23 protein-coding genes, 1 tRNA gene, 1 pseudogene and 1 riboswitch are annotated in these 21680 nt (G+C 53.2%); of the genes and pseudogenes, 6 read left to right on the top strand and 19 right to left on the bottom strand.

Features of this window, described 5'->3' with window-relative positions:
* Nucleotides 1–8: 8 nt before the first annotated feature.
* Nucleotides 9–1772 (bottom strand): proline--tRNA ligase, encoded by a 1764-nt coding sequence (locus ACZ41M_RS11215; RefSeq protein ID WP_464731096.1) that lies wholly within the window; start codon nt 1770–1772, stop codon nt 9–11.
* A 166-nt stretch (nt 1773–1938) separates the two neighbouring features.
* Between ACZ41M_RS11215 and ACZ41M_RS11210 the strand changes: the two genes are divergently transcribed.
* Nucleotides 1939–2499, top strand: coding sequence for an RNA pyrophosphohydrolase (locus ACZ41M_RS11210; protein WP_464731097.1), 561 nt, complete (start codon nt 1939–1941; stop codon nt 2497–2499).
* Nucleotides 2500–2647: 148 nt separating this feature from the next.
* Nucleotides 2648–3025, top strand: a complete 378-nt coding sequence (locus tag ACZ41M_RS11205; protein WP_464731098.1) for a DUF4870 domain-containing protein — start codon at nt 2648–2650, stop codon at nt 3023–3025.
* Between the two features lie 57 nt (nt 3026–3082).
* Here ACZ41M_RS11205 and ACZ41M_RS11200 read toward each other — a convergent pair whose 3' ends face one another.
* The 12 genes from ACZ41M_RS11200 to ACZ41M_RS11145 form a co-directional block, all read right to left on the bottom strand.
* Nucleotides 3083–4174, bottom strand: coding sequence for a fatty acid desaturase (locus ACZ41M_RS11200; RefSeq protein ID WP_464731099.1), 1092 nt, complete (start codon nt 4172–4174; stop codon nt 3083–3085).
* Nucleotides 4175–4309: 135 nt separating this feature from the next.
* A complete protein-coding gene (locus tag ACZ41M_RS11195) occupies nt 4310–4885 on the bottom strand; it encodes a TMEM165/GDT1 family protein (RefSeq protein WP_464731100.1) in 576 nt (191 codons plus the stop codon).
* Between the two features lie 2 nt (nt 4886–4887).
* A riboswitch (yybP-ykoY riboswitch) is annotated at nt 4888–5081 on the bottom strand.
* A gap of 47 nt (nt 5082–5128) precedes the next feature.
* Nucleotides 5129–6007 (bottom strand): DMT family transporter, encoded by an 879-nt coding sequence (locus ACZ41M_RS11190; RefSeq protein ID WP_464731101.1) that lies wholly within the window; start codon nt 6005–6007, stop codon nt 5129–5131.
* Between the two features lie 97 nt (nt 6008–6104).
* Nucleotides 6105–6704, bottom strand: coding sequence for a DUF1439 domain-containing protein (locus tag ACZ41M_RS11185; RefSeq protein WP_464731102.1), 600 nt, complete (start codon nt 6702–6704; stop codon nt 6105–6107).
* A gap of 11 nt (nt 6705–6715) precedes the next feature.
* Nucleotides 6716–6997: a YkgJ family cysteine cluster protein gene (locus tag ACZ41M_RS11180; protein ID WP_464731103.1), complete on the bottom strand. Its 282-nt coding sequence runs from the start codon at nt 6995–6997 to the stop codon at nt 6716–6718.
* Between the two features lie 3 nt (nt 6998–7000).
* The gene (locus tag ACZ41M_RS11175; protein ID WP_464731104.1) at nt 7001–7561 is read right to left on the bottom strand and encodes a CinA family protein; all 561 of its coding nucleotides are present in this window, start codon (nt 7559–7561) and stop codon (nt 7001–7003) included.
* Between the two features lie 12 nt (nt 7562–7573).
* Nucleotides 7574–8083: a phosphatidylglycerophosphatase A family protein gene (locus ACZ41M_RS11170; RefSeq protein ID WP_464731105.1), complete on the bottom strand. Its 510-nt coding sequence runs from the start codon at nt 8081–8083 to the stop codon at nt 7574–7576.
* Nucleotides 8084–8103: 20 nt separating this feature from the next.
* Nucleotides 8104–9120: a thiamine-phosphate kinase gene (thiL, locus tag ACZ41M_RS11165; protein WP_464731106.1), complete on the bottom strand. Its 1017-nt coding sequence runs from the start codon at nt 9118–9120 to the stop codon at nt 8104–8106.
* Nucleotides 9121–9131: 11 nt separating this feature from the next.
* A complete protein-coding gene (nusB, locus tag ACZ41M_RS11160) occupies nt 9132–9560 on the bottom strand; it encodes a transcription antitermination factor NusB (RefSeq protein ID WP_464731107.1) in 429 nt (142 codons plus the stop codon).
* Nucleotides 9561–10061: a 6,7-dimethyl-8-ribityllumazine synthase gene (ribH, locus tag ACZ41M_RS11155; protein WP_464731108.1), complete on the bottom strand. Its 501-nt coding sequence runs from the start codon at nt 10059–10061 to the stop codon at nt 9561–9563.
* Nucleotides 10062–10076: 15 nt separating this feature from the next.
* Entirely contained in the window at nt 10077–11177 is a 1101-nt protein-coding gene (ribBA, locus tag ACZ41M_RS11150) for a bifunctional 3,4-dihydroxy-2-butanone-4-phosphate synthase/GTP cyclohydrolase II (RefSeq protein ID WP_464732148.1), read from the bottom strand.
* A 117-nt stretch (nt 11178–11294) separates the two neighbouring features.
* Nucleotides 11295–11957: a riboflavin synthase gene (locus ACZ41M_RS11145; RefSeq protein ID WP_464731109.1), complete on the bottom strand. Its 663-nt coding sequence runs from the start codon at nt 11955–11957 to the stop codon at nt 11295–11297.
* Between the two features lie 84 nt (nt 11958–12041).
* Here ACZ41M_RS11145 and ACZ41M_RS11140 point away from each other — a divergent pair, with 84 nt between their 5' ends.
* The gene (locus ACZ41M_RS11140) at nt 12042–13115 is read left to right on the top strand and encodes an aldo/keto reductase (protein ID WP_464731110.1); all 1074 of its coding nucleotides are present in this window, start codon (nt 12042–12044) and stop codon (nt 13113–13115) included.
* A 104-nt stretch (nt 13116–13219) separates the two neighbouring features.
* Nucleotides 13220–13654 (top strand): hypothetical protein, encoded by a 435-nt coding sequence (locus ACZ41M_RS11135; protein ID WP_464731111.1) that lies wholly within the window; start codon nt 13220–13222, stop codon nt 13652–13654.
* Nucleotides 13655–13761: 107 nt separating this feature from the next.
* Here the strand turns inward: ACZ41M_RS11135 and ribD are convergent, their stop codons facing one another.
* From ribD to ACZ41M_RS11105, 6 genes and pseudogenes are all read right to left on the bottom strand, one after another.
* Nucleotides 13762–14919 (bottom strand): bifunctional diaminohydroxyphosphoribosylaminopyrimidine deaminase/5-amino-6-(5-phosphoribosylamino)uracil reductase RibD, encoded by a 1158-nt coding sequence (gene ribD, locus ACZ41M_RS11130; RefSeq protein WP_464731112.1) that lies wholly within the window; start codon nt 14917–14919, stop codon nt 13762–13764.
* 13 nt (nt 14920–14932) lie between these two features.
* A complete protein-coding gene (locus tag ACZ41M_RS11125; protein WP_464731113.1) occupies nt 14933–16462 on the bottom strand; it encodes an AIPR family protein in 1530 nt (509 codons plus the stop codon).
* Nucleotides 16463–16473: 11 nt separating this feature from the next.
* A pseudogene (locus ACZ41M_RS11120) lies at nt 16474–17585 on the bottom strand (IS3 family transposase).
* Between the two features lie 63 nt (nt 17586–17648).
* Nucleotides 17649–17996 (bottom strand): hypothetical protein, encoded by a 348-nt coding sequence (locus ACZ41M_RS11115; protein WP_464731114.1) that lies wholly within the window; start codon nt 17994–17996, stop codon nt 17649–17651.
* Nucleotides 17997–18072: 76 nt separating this feature from the next.
* On the bottom strand, nt 18073–19320 hold the full coding sequence (glyA, locus tag ACZ41M_RS11110; protein ID WP_464731115.1) for a serine hydroxymethyltransferase: 1248 nt from the start codon (nt 19318–19320) through the stop codon (nt 18073–18075).
* A 91-nt stretch (nt 19321–19411) separates the two neighbouring features.
* Nucleotides 19412–20305: an NAD(P)-dependent oxidoreductase gene (locus ACZ41M_RS11105; protein WP_464731116.1), complete on the bottom strand. Its 894-nt coding sequence runs from the start codon at nt 20303–20305 to the stop codon at nt 19412–19414.
* 163 nt (nt 20306–20468) lie between these two features.
* Between ACZ41M_RS11105 and tsaD the strand changes: the two genes are divergently transcribed.
* Together tsaD and ACZ41M_RS11095 are read left to right on the top strand one after the other, a co-directional pair.
* The gene (gene tsaD / locus ACZ41M_RS11100) at nt 20469–21503 is read left to right on the top strand and encodes a tRNA (adenosine(37)-N6)-threonylcarbamoyltransferase complex transferase subunit TsaD (protein ID WP_464731117.1); all 1035 of its coding nucleotides are present in this window, start codon (nt 20469–20471) and stop codon (nt 21501–21503) included.
* Nucleotides 21504–21577: 74 nt separating this feature from the next.
* A tRNA-Asn gene (locus ACZ41M_RS11095) sits at nt 21578–21653 on the top strand.
* Nucleotides 21654–21680: the final 27 nt, after the last annotated feature.

The following is a 21680-nucleotide window of genomic DNA, read 5'->3' as shown; positions in this document are numbered from 1 at the left end:
TCAGCCTTTTATGATTTTAATGATGCCAAGGGTGCCAATTGTGACATGACGTGCGCAACGATATGCCCCACCTCGATTTTGGCCGCCGGCTCACCCGACGCAGAATGGCGGCGCGCTTGGTATTCCACCACGCCTTCTTTCAAGCCGCGATCGCCAATGGTGATGCGGTGCGGTACACCGATCAATTCCCAGTCGGCAAACATCGCGCCCGGGCGCTCGCCACGATCGTCCAAAATCACGTCCACACCCGCGTTGAGCAAGGCTTGGTATACCTCCTGCGCGGTTTGCGCCACCGCTTCGCTCTTGTCCGCGCCCACGGGACAAATCACCACGGTGAACGGCGCAATCGCCTCCGACCAAATGATGCCTTTGGCGTCGTAGTTTTGCTCAATCGCCGCGCCGAGAATGCGCGTCACGCCAATGCCATAGCAGCCCATGACGAATGGCTGCGGTTTGCCGTTTTCATCGAGGAAGGTCGCGTTCATGGCTTCGGAATACTTCGTGCCGAGTTGGAATACATGACCGACCTCAATGCCGCGGCAAATGGCCAAGGTGCCATTGCCATCCGGCGCAGGGTCACCCGCCACCACATTGCGCAAATCCGCCACCACATCCGGCTCCGGCAAATCGCGCCCCCAGTTCACGCCAACGTGGTGGTAACCTTCGTCGTTCGCGCCGCAAATAAAGTCGGCCATATTCGCCACAGTTTTATCCACCACCACGCGCACCGGTAAAGTCGGCGCGACCGGCCCAATGTAGCCCGGCTTGGTGGAAAAATGCGCCCTGATTTCGTCTTCAGAAGCAAAGCGGGTTTCGCCCAAAACTTTGGCCGCCTTGATTTCGTTTAACTCATGATCGCCACGCAACAGCACCAAAATCACGGTGGTTTGGATCTGCCCCGCGTCATCCTCAACATCCTGCGCCAACACCAATGATTTGATGGTGGTACTCAGCGGCACATTGAGGAATTTCGCCACGTCCTCGCATTTGGCCTGATTCGGCGTGGCGGTTTTGACCAGTGTTTGCGTCGCCGCTGCACGCTCGGCCAGCAGGCAAACTGCTTCGGCGGCTTCGATGTTCGCCGCGTAGTCGGAATTCGGGTTGTAAACAATGTCGTCTTCGCCGGTCTCGGCGATCACGTGGAATTCGTGCGAGCCGGAGCCGCCAATCGAGCCGTTGTCCGCCGCCACCGCACGGAAATTCAAACCCAAACGATTGAAAATCGCCATGTAGGCGTTGAACATTTTGTCATAGCTGTGCTTCAAGCTGTCCGCGTCTTTATCGAAGGAGTACGCGTCCTTCATTATGAATTCGCGCCCGCGCATCACGCCAAAGCGCGGACGAATTTCGTCGCGAAATTTCGCCTGAATTTGATACCAGTTGATCGGCATTTGCTTGTACGACTTGATTTCACGTCGCGCGACATCGGTGATGACCTCTTCGTGCGTTGGGCCGACCACGAAATCGCGCTCGTGGCGGTCTTTGAAACGCAGCAGTTCGGGGCCGTATTGCTCCCAGCGACCGGATTCTTGCCACAGCTCGGCCGGTTGCACCGCAGGCATGAGCAGTTCAATCGCGCCCGCGCGATTCATTTCCTCGCGTACGATTTGCTCGACTTTGCGCACGCTGCGCAGCCCCATCGGCATCAGGGTGTAAATGCCGCTACCGACACGTTTGATCATGCCGGAACGGATCATGAGTTGATGGCTGATGATTTCCGCTTCGGCGGGCGCTTCTTTGAGCGTGGAGATGAAAAATTGACTGGCTTTCATGATTTTCTTTGGAAAATGGGCGGTGGTTCTATAATAGTTTGTTGAATACAAAGATAATTTTGGAAATTATTACGTTCGTTCGCTTTTTACCTCGCCGCAAAGTTTTCTCATCGGCCAGCGAATCACGCTATAATTGTCGTATTGTAAATCATTTATTGAGGAAATTATGCTCGACAAAGAAGGTTATCGCCCAAATGTCGGCATCATTTTGGTCAATTCGCGCAATCAGGTATTCTGGGGGAAACGCGTTCGTGAGCATGCGTGGCAGTTTCCGCAAGGCGGCATTGCCCACGGTGAAAATCCCGAGCAAGCCATGTTGCGTGAGTTATATGAGGAAATCGGGCTGCTGCCCGAGCACGTACAGATTATTGGTCGCACACGCAATTGGCTGCGCTACGATGTCCCGAACCGCTGGGTACGACGGGATTTTCGCAACCATTACCGAGGTCAAAAGCAGATTTGGTTTTTGCTGCGCTTGGTCGGGCGCGACCATCATGTGAATCTACGGGCAAGTACTCATCCTGAATTTGATGCTTGGCGTTGGAATGATTATTGGATCCCACTGGATGAGGTGATTGAGTTCAAACGCGCGGTGTATAAGGAGGCGCTGGAGGAGTTATCGCTGTTGTTGTTCCAACCGCGCCAATTCCGCCACAACCACCACCGCGCGCGCAACCCCGCGCCCTTGATCGGTCGCGGCGAGTTGACGCGCAAGGATGCGAAATAAGCTCAAAGGCAGATTCACGCTCGTGTGTTATGGATATTGACATAGGACTTGAAATCAGCCCACCGATCTCCATGTAGTGGGTAAGTTCATGTGAATCGTGGTTTGACTTGCGTATCCACATGGTATTCACACTTAACAAGGAGTGCTTATGGACATGCTTGAATCCAACCCGATTGCACAAGCGGGTAAAACCGAAGAAACACGCCAGTGGGCGGTGTTGTTGCATTTATCCACCTTGCTCGGCTTCGTCGTACCGCTTTTGGGCTTTATCGTACCCATAATCATCTGGCAATGGAAAAAAACCGAACTGCCCGGCATCGATGCTCATGGCAAAGTAGTCGCCAATGCGATTGTGTCCTACATCATCTGGGGCGCGATTGCCTTGCCGCTGTGTTTGTTGCTAATCGGCTTTTTCTTGCTCTGGGTATTGGGCATCTTGGCTGTGATCTTCCCAATCATCGCTGCGCTCAAAGCGCGTGATGGCGAATTATGGGATTATCCGCTCTGCTTTAAGTTTTTCCGATAAACCACCCGCAATAAAAAACCCGCTGGGACATCAGCGGGTTTTTTGCATCCTCTCAGATTATGAATTGAAGGCGGGCTTGCCATCAAAGGTCAACCAGCGTTGATTTTCATAGTCATACAGCTTGGTGTTGCGCGCGGTGCGCCAGTACCAAGCGAACGAGAACGGCTGAACCACAATGCGGTTGGGCAGTAAATCTTCCAGGCGCTGTTGCGTTTCTTTCAATTTATACAGCGGAATGGTTGCATCCAAATGATGCGCCGTGTGCTCCATGATGTGGTGCACCGCGCCGCCAAAGCCGTATTTGAAGGTCAAATGCACCGTCGTGGTGACAAAAGGCTGGGAGGCGAGCCAAGCGGCCTTGTCGTCATACCATTTGATGCGTTCATGCGTGTGGTGCATATAGACCACCACGCCAATCATGCCATTCCAGAACACAAACGGCACAATAAATGCGGTGATAATCGCCGACCAGACGCTGACATTCGCCGCCAATGCGCCCAACACCACCACCGCAAGCCAAATCACGGCGTACACGCTGACCAACACATTGTCCCAGAAAAAGGCCGGACGTCGGGATGGTTGTACCTTCTTGCTCGGCCAGAACATCTTGTTCCACCAGATTTCGATCATGTAGTACAACGATGGGCCCCAACCGCTGCGGTAAACTCGTTCCATAAAACGACGTCCCGCGCTCATTTGCTGATATTCTGCCACCGAAGACGGCATCCAAACGAAATCCACGCCTTTGAGGTTGGTATAACCGTGGTGCATCACGTTGTGCCCCACGTCCCACAGGCTGTACGGGCTTAATGATGGCAAAAAGGCAATGCGCCCCAGCCATTTATTGAGCTTTTTATCGGGTGTATAGGCTTGATGGCAAGCATCGTGGCCGATCACGAACAGGCGGCCAATCCAAAAACCGGCGACCAACCCCGCCAACAGACGCAGTGACCAATGCGGTGCGGCAATCGCCGCTGCAATCAATACGCCGTAAATAATGTAATCCACCACCAACAAAACAATCGGTAGTGCCGTGGTTTTCTCGGCCAAATCCAACAACCAAGAACGCAACACCTTGCGCGACGGTAACGGTGCATCCTCTGCCACAGGTTGCGCAGGTAACATCGCACCCACTCGCGTTTGACTCATCTTCAATCCTCCTTCTGTCATTTTTGACAGAAAAGAATATAACACATATAAGTCATTGATTTATAAAAATAAACCGCATGAACGTTCGTTTTTGAGGGTCGAGTTTCGATGCTATTTAAGGCGATTGGCGCAGATTTACAGCCACGCTTTGACCGCGGTCAACACCCCGATGGCGATGAAAATAATTGCCGCGATCATGTGGATAATTTTCGTAGGCAGGCGTTGTGCAAAGCGATTACCGAGGTACACGGCGGGCGCATTGGCCATCATCATACCCAAGGTCGTGCCCAAAACCACGGACAGTACGTCCGAGTATTGTGCCGCCAAGGCGATGGTTGCAAATTGCGTTTTGTCGCCCATCTCCGCCAAAAAAAATGCGACCACTGTGGCAAAAAACACACCCATTTGCTGTTTTGGCACGGCAACATCATCCTCATCCAATTTGTCCGGCACCAAAATCCACAACCCCATTGCGATGAACGCCGCCGCCATCACCCAGTTCAGCACCTCGGGGCGCATCAAGCTGGACAACCATGCGCCCAAAGCACCGGCGATCGCATGATTGAGCAAAGTCGCCACCAAAATACCGAGCACAATCGGCATGGGTTTACGGTAACGGGCGGCCAAAATCAGCGACAACAACTGCGTTTTGTCCCCCATTTCGGCCAAAGCCACCACGCTGGTCGATACAATAAAAGCTTGCTGTTCCATGAGAAAACTCCGATCGGACAAAAAATAAATGACCACGCAATCGCCTCCGATCAAAAGCGATTACATGGTCATAAGTCTTGCCCAATTCGAGTCAGAGAATCACCCATGCCATGCGATGTGTTCGCAAGTATGTTGACATGGGTATCTTTTTAGAAAAATCGTAGAAAAAGAGAGGCTACTCCCGAATGACGGCGTGGATTCTACCACGCCCCCATCAAAGGCACAAGTCACTTATGGAGCGCATTAGCGTGCGACTGGCTGAATCCGCTTGCCGCTGTTGAGCACCATCACCCCCGAGATAATCACCAAGCCGCCCAAAATCATGGTCAGGGTAATCGGCTCGCGCAAAAATAACCAGCCCCACAGCATACCGAACACCGGAACCAAATACGTCACCGAGGTGGTTTTGGTCGCGCCCCATAGCGCAATCAAACGGTAAAACACCAAATACGCAATCGCCGTGCTAAAAACGGCCAAGCCCAAAGCCATCCCCCACGCCGAAGGCCCAATCGCATGACTCGGCCACAACCACCACGCCAGCGGCGTGAGAATCACCGCGCCGCTGAGCAAACCGGCACAGCTCATCACCAGCGGCGGCACATGCGCCAGCCAAATGCGCGACATGTGCGTGGACCAACCGTAGCACGCAGTCGCGAACAACGACGCCAACACCGGCAATACCGCGTCCTGCACATGAAAACCCTTGCCCTGCCCCAGCGTCAAAATCAACACGCCGACCAAGCCCAGCGCCAAACCCAGCGCCCGCCGCAACGTCATTTTCTCACCGATCAGGGCAATCGCCCACAGTGCGGCCATCAGCGGCGTGGTCGCATTCAACACCGAAGTCACACCCGCCGACAGACTGAGTGTCGCCCACGACAGCATACAAAAGGGAATCGCCGTGATTAGGCTGCCTACGATCGCAATGCGCAACCAATTTTCCCGCCAAATGCGCATCCCGCCCTGCGCCCACATCAGCGGCAATAAAATCAGCCCTGCCAACACCACGCGGATAAAAATCAGCGGCACAGCACCAAATACCGGCGCACTCGCGCGCATGAATAAAAACGAGCCGCCCCAAGCGGCGGCGAGATACAAGGCCATTAAAATAGGTGTTGGCATACAATCACTGCACAAAAATGCGGCAAGCTCAGTTGCCGCTGGATGAAGGAGGTAGATTGGTCAATGAGCGACCAATGCGTTCTTGACGAATCGAATATTAGGGTTTGTCATGCGGTTGCAGCGTGATCGACAGGCGCTCCTGCTCAATCACCATTTTTTCAGGCACCCACTCTTTGCCCGCAAAGGACAATTGCTCAGGCGTGAGGGTGTAGATCGGCAGATTCAAGCCGAATTTCTTGCCCACGGTGCGCTGCACCATGCCACGTACCACATTGTCCAGTATCGCCGGAACGTGTTTGGCATTGAACGAGTCCACCGTAAAGTCTTTTAAAACAATCGCTTGCAGTTCTCGACTGTACTCCGGCACACCCGACATCTGCATATCACCGCTGATGTTCATGCCCAGCCCCGTGTCCACCGTGGCGATAAATTTTGCACCGATGCGTTGTTTGTCCGGCATCAAAATGATTTGCGGTTGCTCCGCATTCAGCCCGTTCTCGCGCATGGTTTTGGAAATAACATCCCATTTTTTGTTGGTCGCGGACTGCAAAATACTCTGATTGACGTAAATGGTTTTCGGCGAGGACAAAAAGCCGCAAGCCGAAACCGTCGCCAACACGCCCAGAGAGAGTAGCAACAAAGCCCACCAACGACGCGCCTGCGCCAACCAAGCGATCATACGATTCATATGTTTCATGTCTTGTTCCATCAAATTCGTGTCAGTTGTTCCAATTCGCTCAAATAGCGCAATGCGTGCTCGCGTGTCGCCGCCACATCGTTGAACTCGCCACACATGGCGGCACTCGGCTGCAAGCTACCACACACTTTCGGGCGGCGCGGATCACCAAAAATTCGGCACAGCCCGCGTTCATCCAATTGAACGCACGACACGCCCGCCGGTTTACCGTACGGCATATCGGGTATGGCGGAGGAAATCGACGGCGCGATGCAGCACGCCGCACAACCCATGCGACAACTCGGTTGACTCATCGCTCACACCCAATGCGTGGCGCGCAGAGCCATCAAATCATCAGGCACAGGCCGCCTTTTTTGCACCTGCGCACACAACTCAATCAGCCCTTCGAGCGCACGCAACACCGTTTGCATCCGCACCTCGCTGCGATTGCCGACGAATTGCGCGCTGTGCGTGCGCACATGCGTGTTGCCGATTTCATCGCGCCACGCCCACGCAAAGCACACCGTACCCACCGGTTTATCCGCTGTGCCGCCGCTCGGTCCCGCGATGCCACTGACCGCAACGACACAATCGGTGCGCATCAAACGAAACACACCATCGGCCATCTGCGCCACCGTGGTTTCACTGACCGCGCCCTGCGTCAACAGGGTTTCTGCCGACACGCCCAGCGCATCCTGCTTGACCGCATTGCTATACGCCAAAATCCCACCGGCGAACCAATCGGATGCGCCCGCCAACTCAGTCAAGTAGTAACCAATGCCGCCGCCCGTACACGACTCCGCCGTCGCCATGCGCCAGTTCAACGCACGCAGACGTTCCGCCAACAGCAGCACCAAAGTGGTCACGGACGCATTCATCGTACACCCTATTTATCGAATGAACCACTGATACAGTTGCACGCCGACCGCAAACACCAGCAAGGTATACAAGGCCGCCAATACATCATCAATCATCACGCCGAAGCCGCCTTTAACCAGCGCATCCACTTGGCGAATCGGATACGGCTTCCAAATATCAAACAGGCGAAACAGACCAAACGCAATCGACTGCTCCAAAAAACTAAAATGCATTGGCGAAAGCATCGCCAGCACCAGCCAAAACGCCCAAATTTCATCGAACACAATCGACGAATCATCCTGCACGCCCATTTGCTTGCCGGTCACACCGCAAGCCCAAACGCCAATCGGGAATGAAACCGCCAAAATCAACCACCACATCCACGACCACTGGATAAACGTTTGATTTAAAAATACAAAAAACACCCAACTGACCAAAGTACCCCAAGTACCCGAGGCCGGATGCAGCAAGCCCGACCCCATGCCTTGAGCGATCATATGCGCCGGATGAATCAACATCCATTGAAAACGTGTTTGTTGCATCACTAATCCTTTACTACCCATCAAAAATGGCGAAAGCCCGAGACGGGCGCACCACTCAAAAATTCTGTCAACGCCGCCACATCCTGCGATTGCCACACCATCGGCTCGGTTTGCGCCTGCGAAGCAAGCACTTTACCGATGCAAGTCACGCGCAGTCCCTGCGTTTGGGCTAAAGATTGTAACGCAGATTGCACCGCAGGCACATCTTTTGGCGCGGTAAAACACAGTTCATACTCGTCACCGCCGCTGAGCGCATAGCGCCACGCCTGCACTTTCGGCACACCGCGCAACGCCGAATGCAGCGGTAAAGCGTCCACATCCAGCCGCGCCGCTACGCCGGAAGCCGTCAAAATATGTCGCAAATCACCGGCCAGCCCATCGCTCAGATCCAGCATGCTGCTCGCCACGCCGCGCAAGCCTTGTCCAAACGCCACACGCGGTGTCGGCCGCTCCAAACGCGCCTGCGCCAATGCCAAATCAACCAAGTCAGTTGCCGAAGCCTGCTCGTGCAACACATCCAGCGCATACGCCGGCGCACCTAACTCGCCGGTGACGTAAATGCCGTCCCCCACGCGTGCGCCGCTGCGTGTGATCGCCTGACCCGTCGGCACTTGACCAAACACCGTCACATTGATGACCAAAACCGGACTGCGTGTGGTATCGCCGCCGATGAGCGGACACTGAAACCGCTCGGACAAAGCGAACAAGCCCTCGGTGAATCCCGCCAACCACGCCTCGTCCACGCTCGGCAGGCCAATTGACAGCGTAAAGCCAATCGGATCTGCGCCCATCGCGGCCAAATCGGACAAATTCACCGCCAAAGCCTTGTGCCCGAGCGCACTGGGTGCGACATCGGCGAAAAAATGCCGTCCTTCGATAAGCATATCACTGGAGACCACGCATTGATGCCCCTCGCGCACGCGAAACAGCGCCGCGTCGTCGCCAATGCCCAAATCCACCTGCGCAGAGGTGTCTAAAAGCGAATTGGCGCGTTTGAAATACGCGCCAATCAATGCAAATTCGTCCAACTGACTCATCGGTTATTCACTCATCCCGCCGCGTTGACTTCCAACGCACGAGTTTGTGCCGCCAGTTTGTCCAACACACCGTTGACGTATTTAAAACCATCGGTACCGCCGAAGCTTTTGGCAATTTCGACCGCTTCGTTGATCACGACTTTGTACGGTACATCCATCTGCGTTTGCAACTCATACGCCGCCACCAGCAAAATGCCGTGTTCGACGGGACTGAGTTCGGCCAGCGGTCGGTCGATGTACGGCGCAATCGCACCGCGCAAATCCTCAGCCTGCGCCGTCGCGCCTTTGTACAGGGTTTTAAAATAGGCTTCGTCGGCTTTGTGAAAGTCCGGCGTTTCGCGGATGTAGGCTTCGGCTGCACCGGCGTCGCCGCCGGTCATCAGCCATTGATACAGCGCCTGTACCGCCAATTCGCGTGAACGTCTACGCGCACTTTTCATTTAATCTTCCTCTTTCGCGTCTTCGGTCTCGACAAAGCTCAGAAAATCGTCCAATGCCTCGTACAAACACGCCATTTCAATCGCCACGCGCGCTGCTTCCGCACCTTTTTCCGCCATACGCACTTCAGCTTGCTCGTCGTTTTCGGTGGTCAAAATCGCGTTGGCGATCGGCATATTGTGATCCAAGCCAACCTTGGTGATGCCTGCGCCGGATTCGTTCGCCACCAAATCAAAGTGGTAGGTTTCACCACGAATCACCGCACCCAATGCGATCAGCGCGTCAAACTCTTCGGATTGCGCGAGCATTTGCAAAGCCAATGGCACTTCCAGTGCGCCCGGTACGGTGATGTACAGAATGTCTTCTTCGGCCACGCCTTTGGCCATCAATTCGGCCACGCAGGCGTTGAACAGGCCTTCGCCGACGTTTTCATTAAAACGCGCTTTGACGATACCGATGCGCAAGCCTTCGCCGTTGATTTCGGGTTTAAACTCTTCAACCATTTCACTTCTCCTTAATTATTCAATGGCGGTAAAGCCAACCACTTCCAGATCAAAACCGCCCATAGACGGCATTTTACGCGGACTTCCGAGCAAATTCATGCGTTTTACGCCCACGTCCTTCAAAATTTGTGCACCGATGCCATATAAACGCAGTTCGCTCGGTACTTTCGGTGCGGCGCTTTCAGGATGCGCCAGCCGTTGAAACTGCGTGATCAGGCGGCTCGGGGCTTCTTGGCAATTGAGCAGCACCGCCACGCCCGCGCCCTGCTCATGAATGTGTGCCAAGGCGCTGTTCAGCGACAGCGAATGCGTGGTGTTCTGCGTATCAAGCAAATCCAGCACGGAAAACGGCTCATGCACGCGCACCGGCACGACGTCGGTGCCTTCGATGTCACCATGCACCAGCGCCAGATGCGTCTGTCCCGCAGTCGGCTCCTCGTACAGTACGGCGGTAAATTCGCCCACTGCCGTCTGCATGGTGTATTGACCCACGCGCTCAACCAATTTTTCGCGCGCGCTGCGGTATTCGATCAAATCGGCAATCGTACCGATTTTCAAATTATGCTCACGCGCAAATTCTTTTAACTCCGGCAAACGCGCCATTTCGCCATCGGGCTTCATGATTTCGCAAATCACCGCCGCCGAGGTCAATCCGGCCAAGCGTGTCAAATCACAACCCGCCTCGGTATGACCCGCGCGCACCAGCACGCCACCGTTGCGCGCGCGCAGCGGGAAAATATGTCCGGGCTGCACGATATCGCTCGCGCCAAACTGCTCGCCCGCCGCCACCGCAATCGTGCGTGCACGGTCGGAGGCGGAAATACCGGTGGTCACGCCCTCGCGCGCCTCAATCGACACCGTGAAATTGGTGCCGTATTGCGTGCCGTTCTCTCCCACGCCGACCATCATCGGCAAACCGAGCGCATCGCAGCGCTCTTCGGTCAGACACAGACACACCAAGCCACGCGCGTGCGTGACCATGAAATTAATCGCTGCGGGCGTGACGAAGTCCGCCGCCAGCACCAGATCGCCCTCGTTTTCGCGGTCTTCTTCATCGACCAGCACCACCATGCGACCAGCTTTCAGCTCGGCGATGATTTCCTCGGTACTCGCCATGGCCTGCGGCTCGATGACCGTGGGAATGGTCGGATCGATGATGTCTACTTGTGCTATTGCCTCATTGGATGACATAAAAATACTCTATGTGATTGATTTAGTTGATTTGAACAGCCGTTATTGTACGTGATTTGCGCCGTCACTATTCGGCAATTGATTAGGCATTTGATCGACCAGTTGAGCGACATAACGCGCTAATAAATCCACCTCGAAGTTGATCGCATCCCCCGCCTTCAAATACTGAAACACCGTATGCGCCATGGTGTGTGGAATCAGATTGATCGTGCCGAAGACATTCGTTTCATCCGCCCACACGCGATTGACCGTCAAGCTTGTACCGTTGAGCGTGACAGAGCCTTTATCCGCGAGAAAACGTCGCCATTTAACCGGCGCGGCGAAAATCAACTCGAACGACTCGCCCACCGGCGTGAGCGACACGATACGCGCCACATCGTCCACATGCCCCGAGACCAAATGCCCGCCCAGACGATCGGACAGACGCATGGCTTTTTCCAAATTCACATGACCGACACGATCCAGCCCGCTGGTTTTGCTCAAACTCTCATGCGAGACATCCACAGCAAAGGTTTTCGCATCCTGATCCAGCGTCACCACCGTCATGCACGCGCCATTGATCGCAATCGAGTCACCGAGCGCCACATCGGACAAATCCAAATGCTCGGTTTGCACCGTCACACGCACGCCCGAAAAGCTGCTGTCCGCGCCCAGCGGCGCCACCGCGACAATCTGCGCCACATCGGCGATAATTCCTGTAAACATACTTATTTTTACTCCAATCTGGTTTTATACTACGCGCTACCGAATGAACGTACGATTCTAACATTTTTACCAAGAGAGCACCCCATGAAAGCAGTCCAACTCGGCCACAGCGACCTGCACGTCACCCCTATTTGTCTGGGTACCATGACCTTTGGCGAACAAGTCAACGAAACCGATGCACACGCCATCCTCGCACGCTCACTGGAGCGCGGGGTGAATTTCCTCGACACCGCCGAAATGTACGCCGTTCCGGTCAAAGCCGAAACCTTTACCCTGACCGAAACCATCATTGGCCGCTGGTTTGCGCAAAACCCGGGGATGCGCGATCAGTGGATCGTCGCCACCAAAGTCGCCGGTCCGTCACGTGGCATGCCGTGGGTGCGTGGCGGCAGCGATCAGCTCAGTGCACAGGACATCCTCAACGCCTGCGACGCCAGCCTCAAACGCCTGAACACCGACGTGATTGACCTGTATCAAATCCATTGGCCAACGCGTCCGACCGCCATGTTCGGCAAAATTTACTACGAAACACAGGGACAAAATTACGCGCCGATCATCGAGCAAATGCACGAGCAACTGGGCGCACTCGCGCAGTTGGTCAACGCTGGCAAAGTCAAAGCCGTCGGTCTGTCGAACGAAACGCCATTCGGCGTACACGAATTCATCCGCATGGCTGAGCAGCACAACTTGCCACGCGTCGCCACGGTGCAAAATCCATATTCACTGGTGAACCGCTCGTATGAAAACGGCTTGGACGAAACCATGCACCTGCTCGGCGTGTCGCTACTGGCCTACTCGCCGCTGGCGTTTGGTCTATTGACGGGAAAATACGATGCCTCAGGCTTCACCGGCGCAGACGCACCCGAACAAGCGCGCATGACGCGCTATCAAAGCATGCGCAATCAACGTTGGGGACGACCGGAGGCGCTCGACGCCGCCCGCCGCTACAACCAACTCGCGCGCGAACACGGCTTGACACCGACGCAATTGGCTCTGGCCTTTTGCTACCACAAGCCACTGGTCGCCAGCACCATCATCGGCGTGACTTCAGTGGCGCAATTGGACGAATGCCTTGATGCCTACAACGTCACGCTCTCACCCGAGCTGCTGAGCGCAATTGACGCACTGCGTTGGCAATACCGCGATCCGGCACAATAAACAACCCATTCAAATAAGCGTTTGGACAATATGGAGTCAACCTTTATTGCCGCCACTCATTGGATCAATAGACACCGTTTTTCATCGTTCACAAAAAGGCAATCATGCACACTCAAAAAACACATTTAAAAATCATCAGCGCATTATCTTTGGTCGGTCTGCTCGCCCTGTCCGCGCCCGCGCAAGCAAACTACACCATCCGTAACCTGAACAACCAATACGATCAAACCATCACCTACAACATTCCCGTCCAACCGGGAAAAACCGCAAAGAATCACCACGGCTCCTTCTCCATCACCGTGCCTGATCGCGGCGACATTCGCTTCACCGACATTGGTGATCGCAAAGCCTTTGGCTGCTTCGCGCCGACTTGGGGCGTGATCATTCGTTACCAAGACCAATCATGGGGCTACTACTACGAAGGCGATGGCAAGATTGACGTCACCATTGACCGCAACGGCAATCTGCGCCTCAAACCCGTCAACGGAAGACTATTCGGCTCCGGCGCATGCACCACGGACCAACGCGCGCCGTGGTAATGATCGTCGGCAGTGCTCATTGACGGTGGGCGCATCAAAAACACAGGGGCGTGATTCATCACGCCCCCGTTGATTTCAACGCAAACCATACGCCGCAGCACAAAACCTTAATTTTTGCGCAAACGCAGCCGCACGTCATCATCCAAAGTCAGCACATCCAGCCAACGCCATTGCGCCGCCTGTTGCAAATCATCCAACTGCACCGACGGCGCAAAATTCGCGGCAGGTAAACCCGCGCCCACCACACGCGGCGCGAAGTACATCAGCAGTTCATCGACCAAACCAGCCTCCAGCAACGCCGCATTCAGCGTCGCGCCCGCCTCCACATGAATCTCATTGAACGACTGCTCGGCAAAATACGCCCACAGCGCACGCAAATCCACGCGTTCATGGCATACATCGCCCGCCGCCGTTGAAACCGTCGGCACGCGCAACACCGTCAGATTCGCATGCTCCTGCTCCAGCAGTGCCAAGCGCATCATCAACGCACCCGCCTGTGGGTGATCCTCCGCCACCTCAGCACAGGCCAACCACACCGGACCGTCATTGAATAATTTGGCGCTCACCGGCGTTTGCGCCCACGCATCCACCACACATTTGATCGGCTGATTCACCAGCGCCACGCCGCGCACATTCAACTGCGGATCGTCGTGTAACACCGTACCCACACCGGTTACGACCACATCCGCGCGCGCGCGCCATAGATGCCCGTCCTGCCGCGCCGCTTCGCCCGTAATCCACTGACTGCGCCCCGTCGGTAGCGCCGTTTTACCATCCGCACTCTGCGCCCACTTCAGCCGCGTGAATGGACGATTCTGCGTCATACGCGTCATAAAACCGATGTTCAAATCATACGCCGCTCGTGCCAGTTCATGCTCGGGCGGCAATACCTCCACCTCGACGCCTGCGGCGCGCAATTTTTCCACACCCTGCCCCGCCACCTGCGGATTCGGATCCAGACACGCCACCACAACCTTCGCCACGCGCGCCAAAATCAAGGCATGCGCGCACGGCGGCGTGCGCCCGTAATGACTGCACGGCTCCAAAGTCACATACGCCGTCGCACCGGCGGTATCCAGCTCGCGCTGCTGCGCGTCGCGTATCGCCATCACCTCCGCGTGTGCCTGCCCGACCGTCTGAGTATGCCCCTGCCCGATGATTTGCTCGTCCTTGACCAGCACACAACCGACGCGCGGATTGGGCGAACACAGACCGATGGCTCTGTGCGCCAGATTAATGGCCTTATAAAAATATTCAACATTCATATATAAAACCGAGTTACTCCATACTCGAACTTTGACTAAAAAAATCTTTGAGATCCGAGTTTAGAGTTCGACCTTTATAGTAGCCATCGAAATTATAGTATCTTGACTCAATACCAGAGTCATTAATCACCTGAAAATAAGCATTATTACGTGAATTTTTGACGACTTTAGACTCAAAATCAATCCAGCTTGCTAAAACCTCTGAAACATCATTCTCATGATCTTCTAAGGATTTTATATTTTTATATCTACTATAAATAACAGCAGAAACAACAGCATATTTCCCATATCTTAAGCCAAATCCAAAATTTTTTTCACTCTGCTCCTTGTCATGTTCTTTTTCTAAGTTAATCAAATACTGGTAGCATAAATATGCGTAATAGTACATATCAACACTCGCCTCTAAATCTTTTAAAACGTTAGCAAAATGCTGTTCTTCAAAGATAACCCTATCACTACTTCTACGAGCTTGTGAGGATCTTCCATTACATGACATTGCTAAACGCAGCAGCAAATCCCTACTAATTATTTGTTTTCTTGTAATATATTTCTCCTTGATCCCATCAGAAAACTCACCTTTTTTTCTTTCATAATACATACCAAATTTCTCAAATAATATATTTTGGATATTTATCTGAACCGCATCATTTGATCGCCGATCTGCTTCTGAAACTTGGCTTTGTTGATTTGTTGCTTTTGAAATAGACTCAATCAATTGAACTTTCTTCTTAGAATTAGTTTTGGAGTCTCCTCTAAAGGTGATGATTTTCAATAGCACTTCCTTCTGATTGAAAACATCATTTGGAACTTTTTTTAGCAAAGTTTCTTCATATATCCTGCTTAAAGTAAAAGCAGTCTGACCACCATTGATAATCTGCGGATTAATAATAAAAATTTGCGCTCTATCAACTTGACCAACCTTCTCATTAAAAGAGGTTTGATCTGACAACATAGTTATACCATTATTAAATAATGCAAATTCATTTGTCTGTTTGTTAACTATAGTGCCATAAATTTCCGCATTCACACTATTTGTTCGCAACTCAAGATAACATCTAGGGTTATATTTAAGTATTGAGTTCTTATACTTATAAAGTATTTTTCCTATTTCTTCGGTAGGAACAAAAACAACAGTGATATCACACCCCTCATATTCTGTATCAACCGAATAATTGATTCTGGCACTAGAGGCCGATTTATTTGACAAGTTCAAGGATATTGAAAGTTCTGACTGATCATAGAATGTTCCTGTAACAACAGGGAACAACAGCTCCGAATAAACTTTTTTAAAGTCTAATACAGAGGCGTTAAATCCTCCCGTTAACTTTCTCAACTTATTTGGTGTTGTATCTTTTAAATTTGCCAATATGACAATTTCATAGGTATAACGTCCCACATCATCCATTTCAGCTATACAACACTGTAATTTCTTTATTTTCTGGTTATATTCATAGCCATCCTCGCCATTAGTTTTTCCTTCTGTAATTCTGTCAACTTCGGTAATCCCCCCTAAAAAGGCGGTATCTAAAAGTAGAATCAGCACAAGTCCTGCGTTTAGTGCAGGACGCGTGAGTTTGCTAAAGCCATCATACGCGTTTGCGCTGGAGTGAATCCACCGAGCGACATATGAGGACGGTTGTTATTGTAACACCACAGCCACTGTGTCGCCTCGATTTGAGCGTGTTCGAGTGACTCAAATAATGTCTGATTGAGCAATTCATAGCGCATGGTTCGGTTAAAGCGTTCAATGTAGGCGTTCTGCTGTGGGTTTCCAGGTTGGATGTAGAGCAGTTTAATGCCGTGCTTTTGCGCCCATTGCTGGTAGTGGTGGCTGATGAATTCTGGGCCGTTGTCCGAGCGTATCGCTTGAGGTTTACCACGCCATTCAATGAGTTGGTCGAGATAGCGCGTCAGCGTGGTTGCGGGGATTGAGAAGTTGATTTCTGCCAACAACCCTTCTCGGTTGTGGTCGTCAATGACGTTGCATGAGCGGATGCTGCGCCCATCCTCGAGGTTGTCGTGGGTGAAGTCGATTGACCACGTCACATCCATTGCGTCGGGCACTTCGAGTGGTTGCGGTGTTTCTCGGTCAAGGCGTTTGTTGGGAATCAGGCGCAAGTTGAGCCCGAGTTTGCAGTAAATGCGGTAGATGCGTTTGTGGTTGTATTTCCAGCCCAAGACGTTGCGGATGTGCAGGTAGCATAATCGAAAGCCCCATGTGTTTTGTCCTTTGGTGGTGGTCAACTCGATCAGTTTAGCGGCTATCATGGCGTTGGCTTGCGCGCGCGTTGGGATGTGGCGAAAGCGTTTTTCTGAGATACTCATGAGTTCGCAGGACGCACGGATGCTGATGTTTTTATCGTTGTGCAGTTGTTGCGCCATCTCTTTACGAGATGACGCGCTTACTTTTTTGCAAGGCACTCCTTGAGGATGTCGGTGTGCAGCTGGGATTCGGCATAGAGTTTTTTCAGGCGCGTGTTCTCGGCTTCTAAGGCTTTGAGGCGGCTCATGAGGTTTGCGTCCATGCCTGCGTATTTGCTGCGCCATTTGTAGAAGGTGGCACTGCTGATGCCATGCTCACGACACAGTGCGGGTACGGGTACGCCTGACTCGGCTTGTTTTAGAATGCTGGCGATTTGGCTGTCGCTGAATTTGGATACTTTCATGTAAAACTCCTTTGGGTTAGTTTAAAGGGTTCTACTTTTAGGTGCTGGCTTTTTTAGGGGGTATTACCCTTCCATCTGCAAAATTTCATCTAGACTAATTTCTTTTTCCTCATAATTTTTAGAGTTAGTTCGAAACTTTGACTGGATAAGATAAATTTTCTTTCTTTCCTTATCTATAAAATATGCGTCAACTCCTCCGTCATGAGGATCATCAGTTATTAAATCTTCTCTATTTTTAAAATCCAAAATTCCAAAATTTACTTTAAGATATAAATGAATTAATGCTCTTGAACGGGCTTGATTCATTTTTTCTGTGTTATTAAGTAAGACATGATAGCGTTTATAATTTGATGGAGCCTCAGAACATAGGCGATCCAAAATTGTTATCAATGTTTGATATTGATTGCTCATAAAGCATATTCCCCTCAAAAACTATTCAAACAATAAAAAAGACGGCCTTGCAGCCGCCCTTTAAATTGATCACAAATCAACCATACACCGGAAACGCATCCACCAATTTCTTGACATCTGCTTTCACACGCTCAATCGTCGCTGCATCGGTCGGATTGTCGAGCACATCGGCGATCAGGTTGGCGATTTGCTCGGTTTCCGCTTCTTTAAAGCCGCGCGTGGTCAACGCAGGCGTGCCAACGCGAATACCGCTGGTGACGAACGGCGTTTGCGGATCGTTCGGAATGGCGTTTTTATTACAGGTCATGTGCGCTTCGCCAAGGATGCGTTCGGCTTCTTTACCGGTCAATCCTTTTGGCTGCAGATCGACCAGCATGACGTGCGATTCGGTGCGACCCGAAACGATGCGCAAGCCACGCTTGATCAGGGTTTCGGCCATAACTTTGGCGTTTTTCACGACTTGTTCTTGGTAGGCTTTGAACTCCGGCGACAGCGCTTCTTTGAACGCCACGGCTTTACCCGCGATGACGTGCATCAATGGACCACCTTGCAGGCCGGGGAAAATCGCGGAGTTGATTTGTTTTTCAAACTCGGCTTTCATCAAGATCACGCCACCGCGCGGACCGCGCAGTGATTTGTGCGTCGTCGTGGTGACGAAATCGGCGTGCGGCACTGGGTTTGGATACACGCCCGCAGCGATCAAACCGGCGTAGTGCGCCATGTCTACCATGAAGTAGGCGCCCACTTCTTTGGCGATTTTCGCAAAGCGTTCAAAGTCAATGCGCAATGCAAAAGCGGACGCACCGGCGATGATGAGTTTGGGTTTGGTTTCGCGCGCGAGGGCTTCCATTTTGTCGTAGTCGATGTCTTCGTTCGCGTCCAGACCGTAGGAAACGACGTTAAACCATTTGCCGCTCATGTTCAGTTTCATGCCGTGGGTCAAGTGACCGCCTTCGGCCAAGCTCATACCCATGATGGTGTCGCCCGGCTGGAGCATGGCGAAAAATACGCCTTGGTTCGCTTGCGAGCCGGAGTTCGGCTGCACGTTGGCCGCTTCCGCGCCAAACAGTTGTTTCACACGGTCAATCGCGAGTTGTTCAACGATATCGACGTATTCGCAGCCGCCGTAGTAGCGTTTGCCCGGATAGCCTTCGGCGTATTTGTTGGTCAACTGTGAACCTTGCGCTTCCATCACCGCCGGGCTGGTGTAGTTTTCGGACGCGATCAATTCGATGTGGTCTTGCTGGCGTTGGACTTCCTGCGCCATCGCGACGGCGAGCTCAGGGTCAATGTTGGCAATGGTGTGGTTGGCTCGGGTAAACATAGAGGTTCCTTCGTGGTGTGAACGCGTCGCGCTCGATTCATAGTAAAAGCGGTATTTTATCGACTACTGCGGGTTTTATCAAACCATTGTTTCAATTCGTTTTTTGATCAAATTGGCGAATCAGCGCGGAGGTGTCCTCGCGTCCGTGGCCGTCAGCGGAAATCTGACGATAGCGCGCCAGCGTGGCCTGCGTCAGTGGCAAATCGAGCGCTAACGAGCGCGCGCAGTCGGTGACGATGCCCAAATCTTTGATCGCCCAATCAATCGCAAAGCCAAAATCAAACTTGCCTTCACTCATGGTCACGCCGCGATTTTCGAGCTGCCACGATCCGGCCGCGCCGCGCTTGAGCGTATCAACCAGCGCAGGGATGTCCAGATTGAGCGCCTTACCCAGCGTGATGCCCTCGGCCAAGCCCTGCAACACGCTCACGACCAAAATCTGATTGACCATTTTTGCGCCCTGACCTGCGCCGGACGCGCCGAAGTGCTGCTGATGCTGCGAATACAGCGCCAAAATCGGCTGAACGCGCTCAAACGCAGCCAAATCGCCGCCCGCCATGATGGTCAGCTTGCCATTTTCCGCGCCTGCCTGCCCACCCGAAACGGGGCAATCGAGAAACTGCACGCCCCGTTCAGCGCACAATGCCGCCATTTCCTGCGCCAACGCCGACGAGGTGGTGGTGTGATCGACAATCACCGCGCCGCTTTTCAAATGCGGCAGCACCGCGTGTACCGTTTCACGCACGTCGTTGTCATTGCCCACGCACAGCGCGAGTACATCAACGCTCTGCGCCAATTCGCTCAAACGATCGCAGGTTTCGCCGTTCGGAAAACGCGCCCGCCACGCCTGTGCCTTCGCCGCAGTGCGGTTGTAGGCCAACACGCGCAAGCCGCTTTTGAGCAAATGTCCCGCCATCGGCGCACCCATCACGCCCAAACCAACAAACCCCAAGGCGCGCACGCCCGCTCCATTCAGTGTTTCCATCACCACTCCCATCATTACTATGATCACTATAAACAACTCATTTTGCCCTGCACAGATACAGCGCGATAGTAATTTTCCAGTACAGTTGCGCGGATGCCACATGATCTGTCGCGCTATGCGCCATGGATTTCCGCTAAAATAGTGCTTTTACGGAAATACCATCATGTTGATACTGGGCATCGAATCCTCCTGCGACGAAACCGGCGTGGCGCTGTACGACGACCAGCGCGGCCTGCTCGCGCACGCCCTGCATTCACAAATCGACATGCACGTTGCCTACGGCGGCGTGGTACCTGAATTGGCCTCGCGCGACCATATTCGTCGCGTCGTGCCATTGACCGAAAAAGTGCTGCACGATGCCGGATGTACGCTGGACGATGTGGACGCGATTGCCTGCACCACCGGCCCCGGATTGGCAGGCGCGCTGCTGGTCGGCACGGCGTATGCACACGCCATCGGCTTTGTGCTGAACAAACCCGTCGTCGGCGTGCACCACCTGGAAGGTCATCTGCTCTCGCCACTGCTCTCGGACAATCCGCCCGAGTTTCCCTTCATCGCGCTGCTCGTATCCGGCGGGCACACGCAATTGATGCGCGTGGATGACGTGGGTCAATACGAACTACTCGGTGAGACACTCGATGACGCCGCCGGTGAAGCATTCGACAAAACCGCGAAAGTATTGGGCTTGAGCTATCCGGGTGGGCCTGCCGTGTCCAAATTGGCGGAGCAAGGCGTCGCGGGGCGCTTCAAATTCGGGCGCCCGATGCTGCATTCCGGCAATCTCGATTTCAGCTTCGCCGGACTAAAAACCGCCGTGCTCACCCAAGCGAAATACCTGCAAAAAGCCAATCCCGACGGACAGCTAACCGAACAAGACAAAGCTGACATCGCACGCGCCTTCGTCGAGGCCGCCGTGGACGTATTGAGCAAAAAAGCACTGCAAGCGCTCCAACAAACCGACTTCAAGCGACTGGTGGTCGCGGGCGGTGTCGGCGCAAACGCACAACTGCGCGCCACACTGAACCAAATGGCGGATAAACACCGTTTCACCGTACACTACCCCGAACTGCACCTATGCACCGATAACGGCGCCATGATTGCGCTCGCGGGCTGTCTCGCGATTCGTAAAAATCCCGAATTATTGCAAACGCACGACGAATTCACCGTGCGCCCGCGACTGCCGCTGAGTGGACAATAAACCGCACGCCATCCACTTTTTGGCACAAAAACTATTGACAACACATATAATATATAGCATAATTTCAATCCTGTTCCCTGATAGCTCAGTCGGTAGAGCGACGGACTGTTAATCCGCAGGTCCCTGGTTCGAGTCCAGGTCGGGGAGCCAGAAATTTCAGGCCTATGAACCATGTTC

The organism is Puribacter membranae, assembly GCF_055380425.1.
Note: the sequence above shows the minus strand (reverse complement) of the source record. Positions and strands in the feature narration are given on the sequence as shown.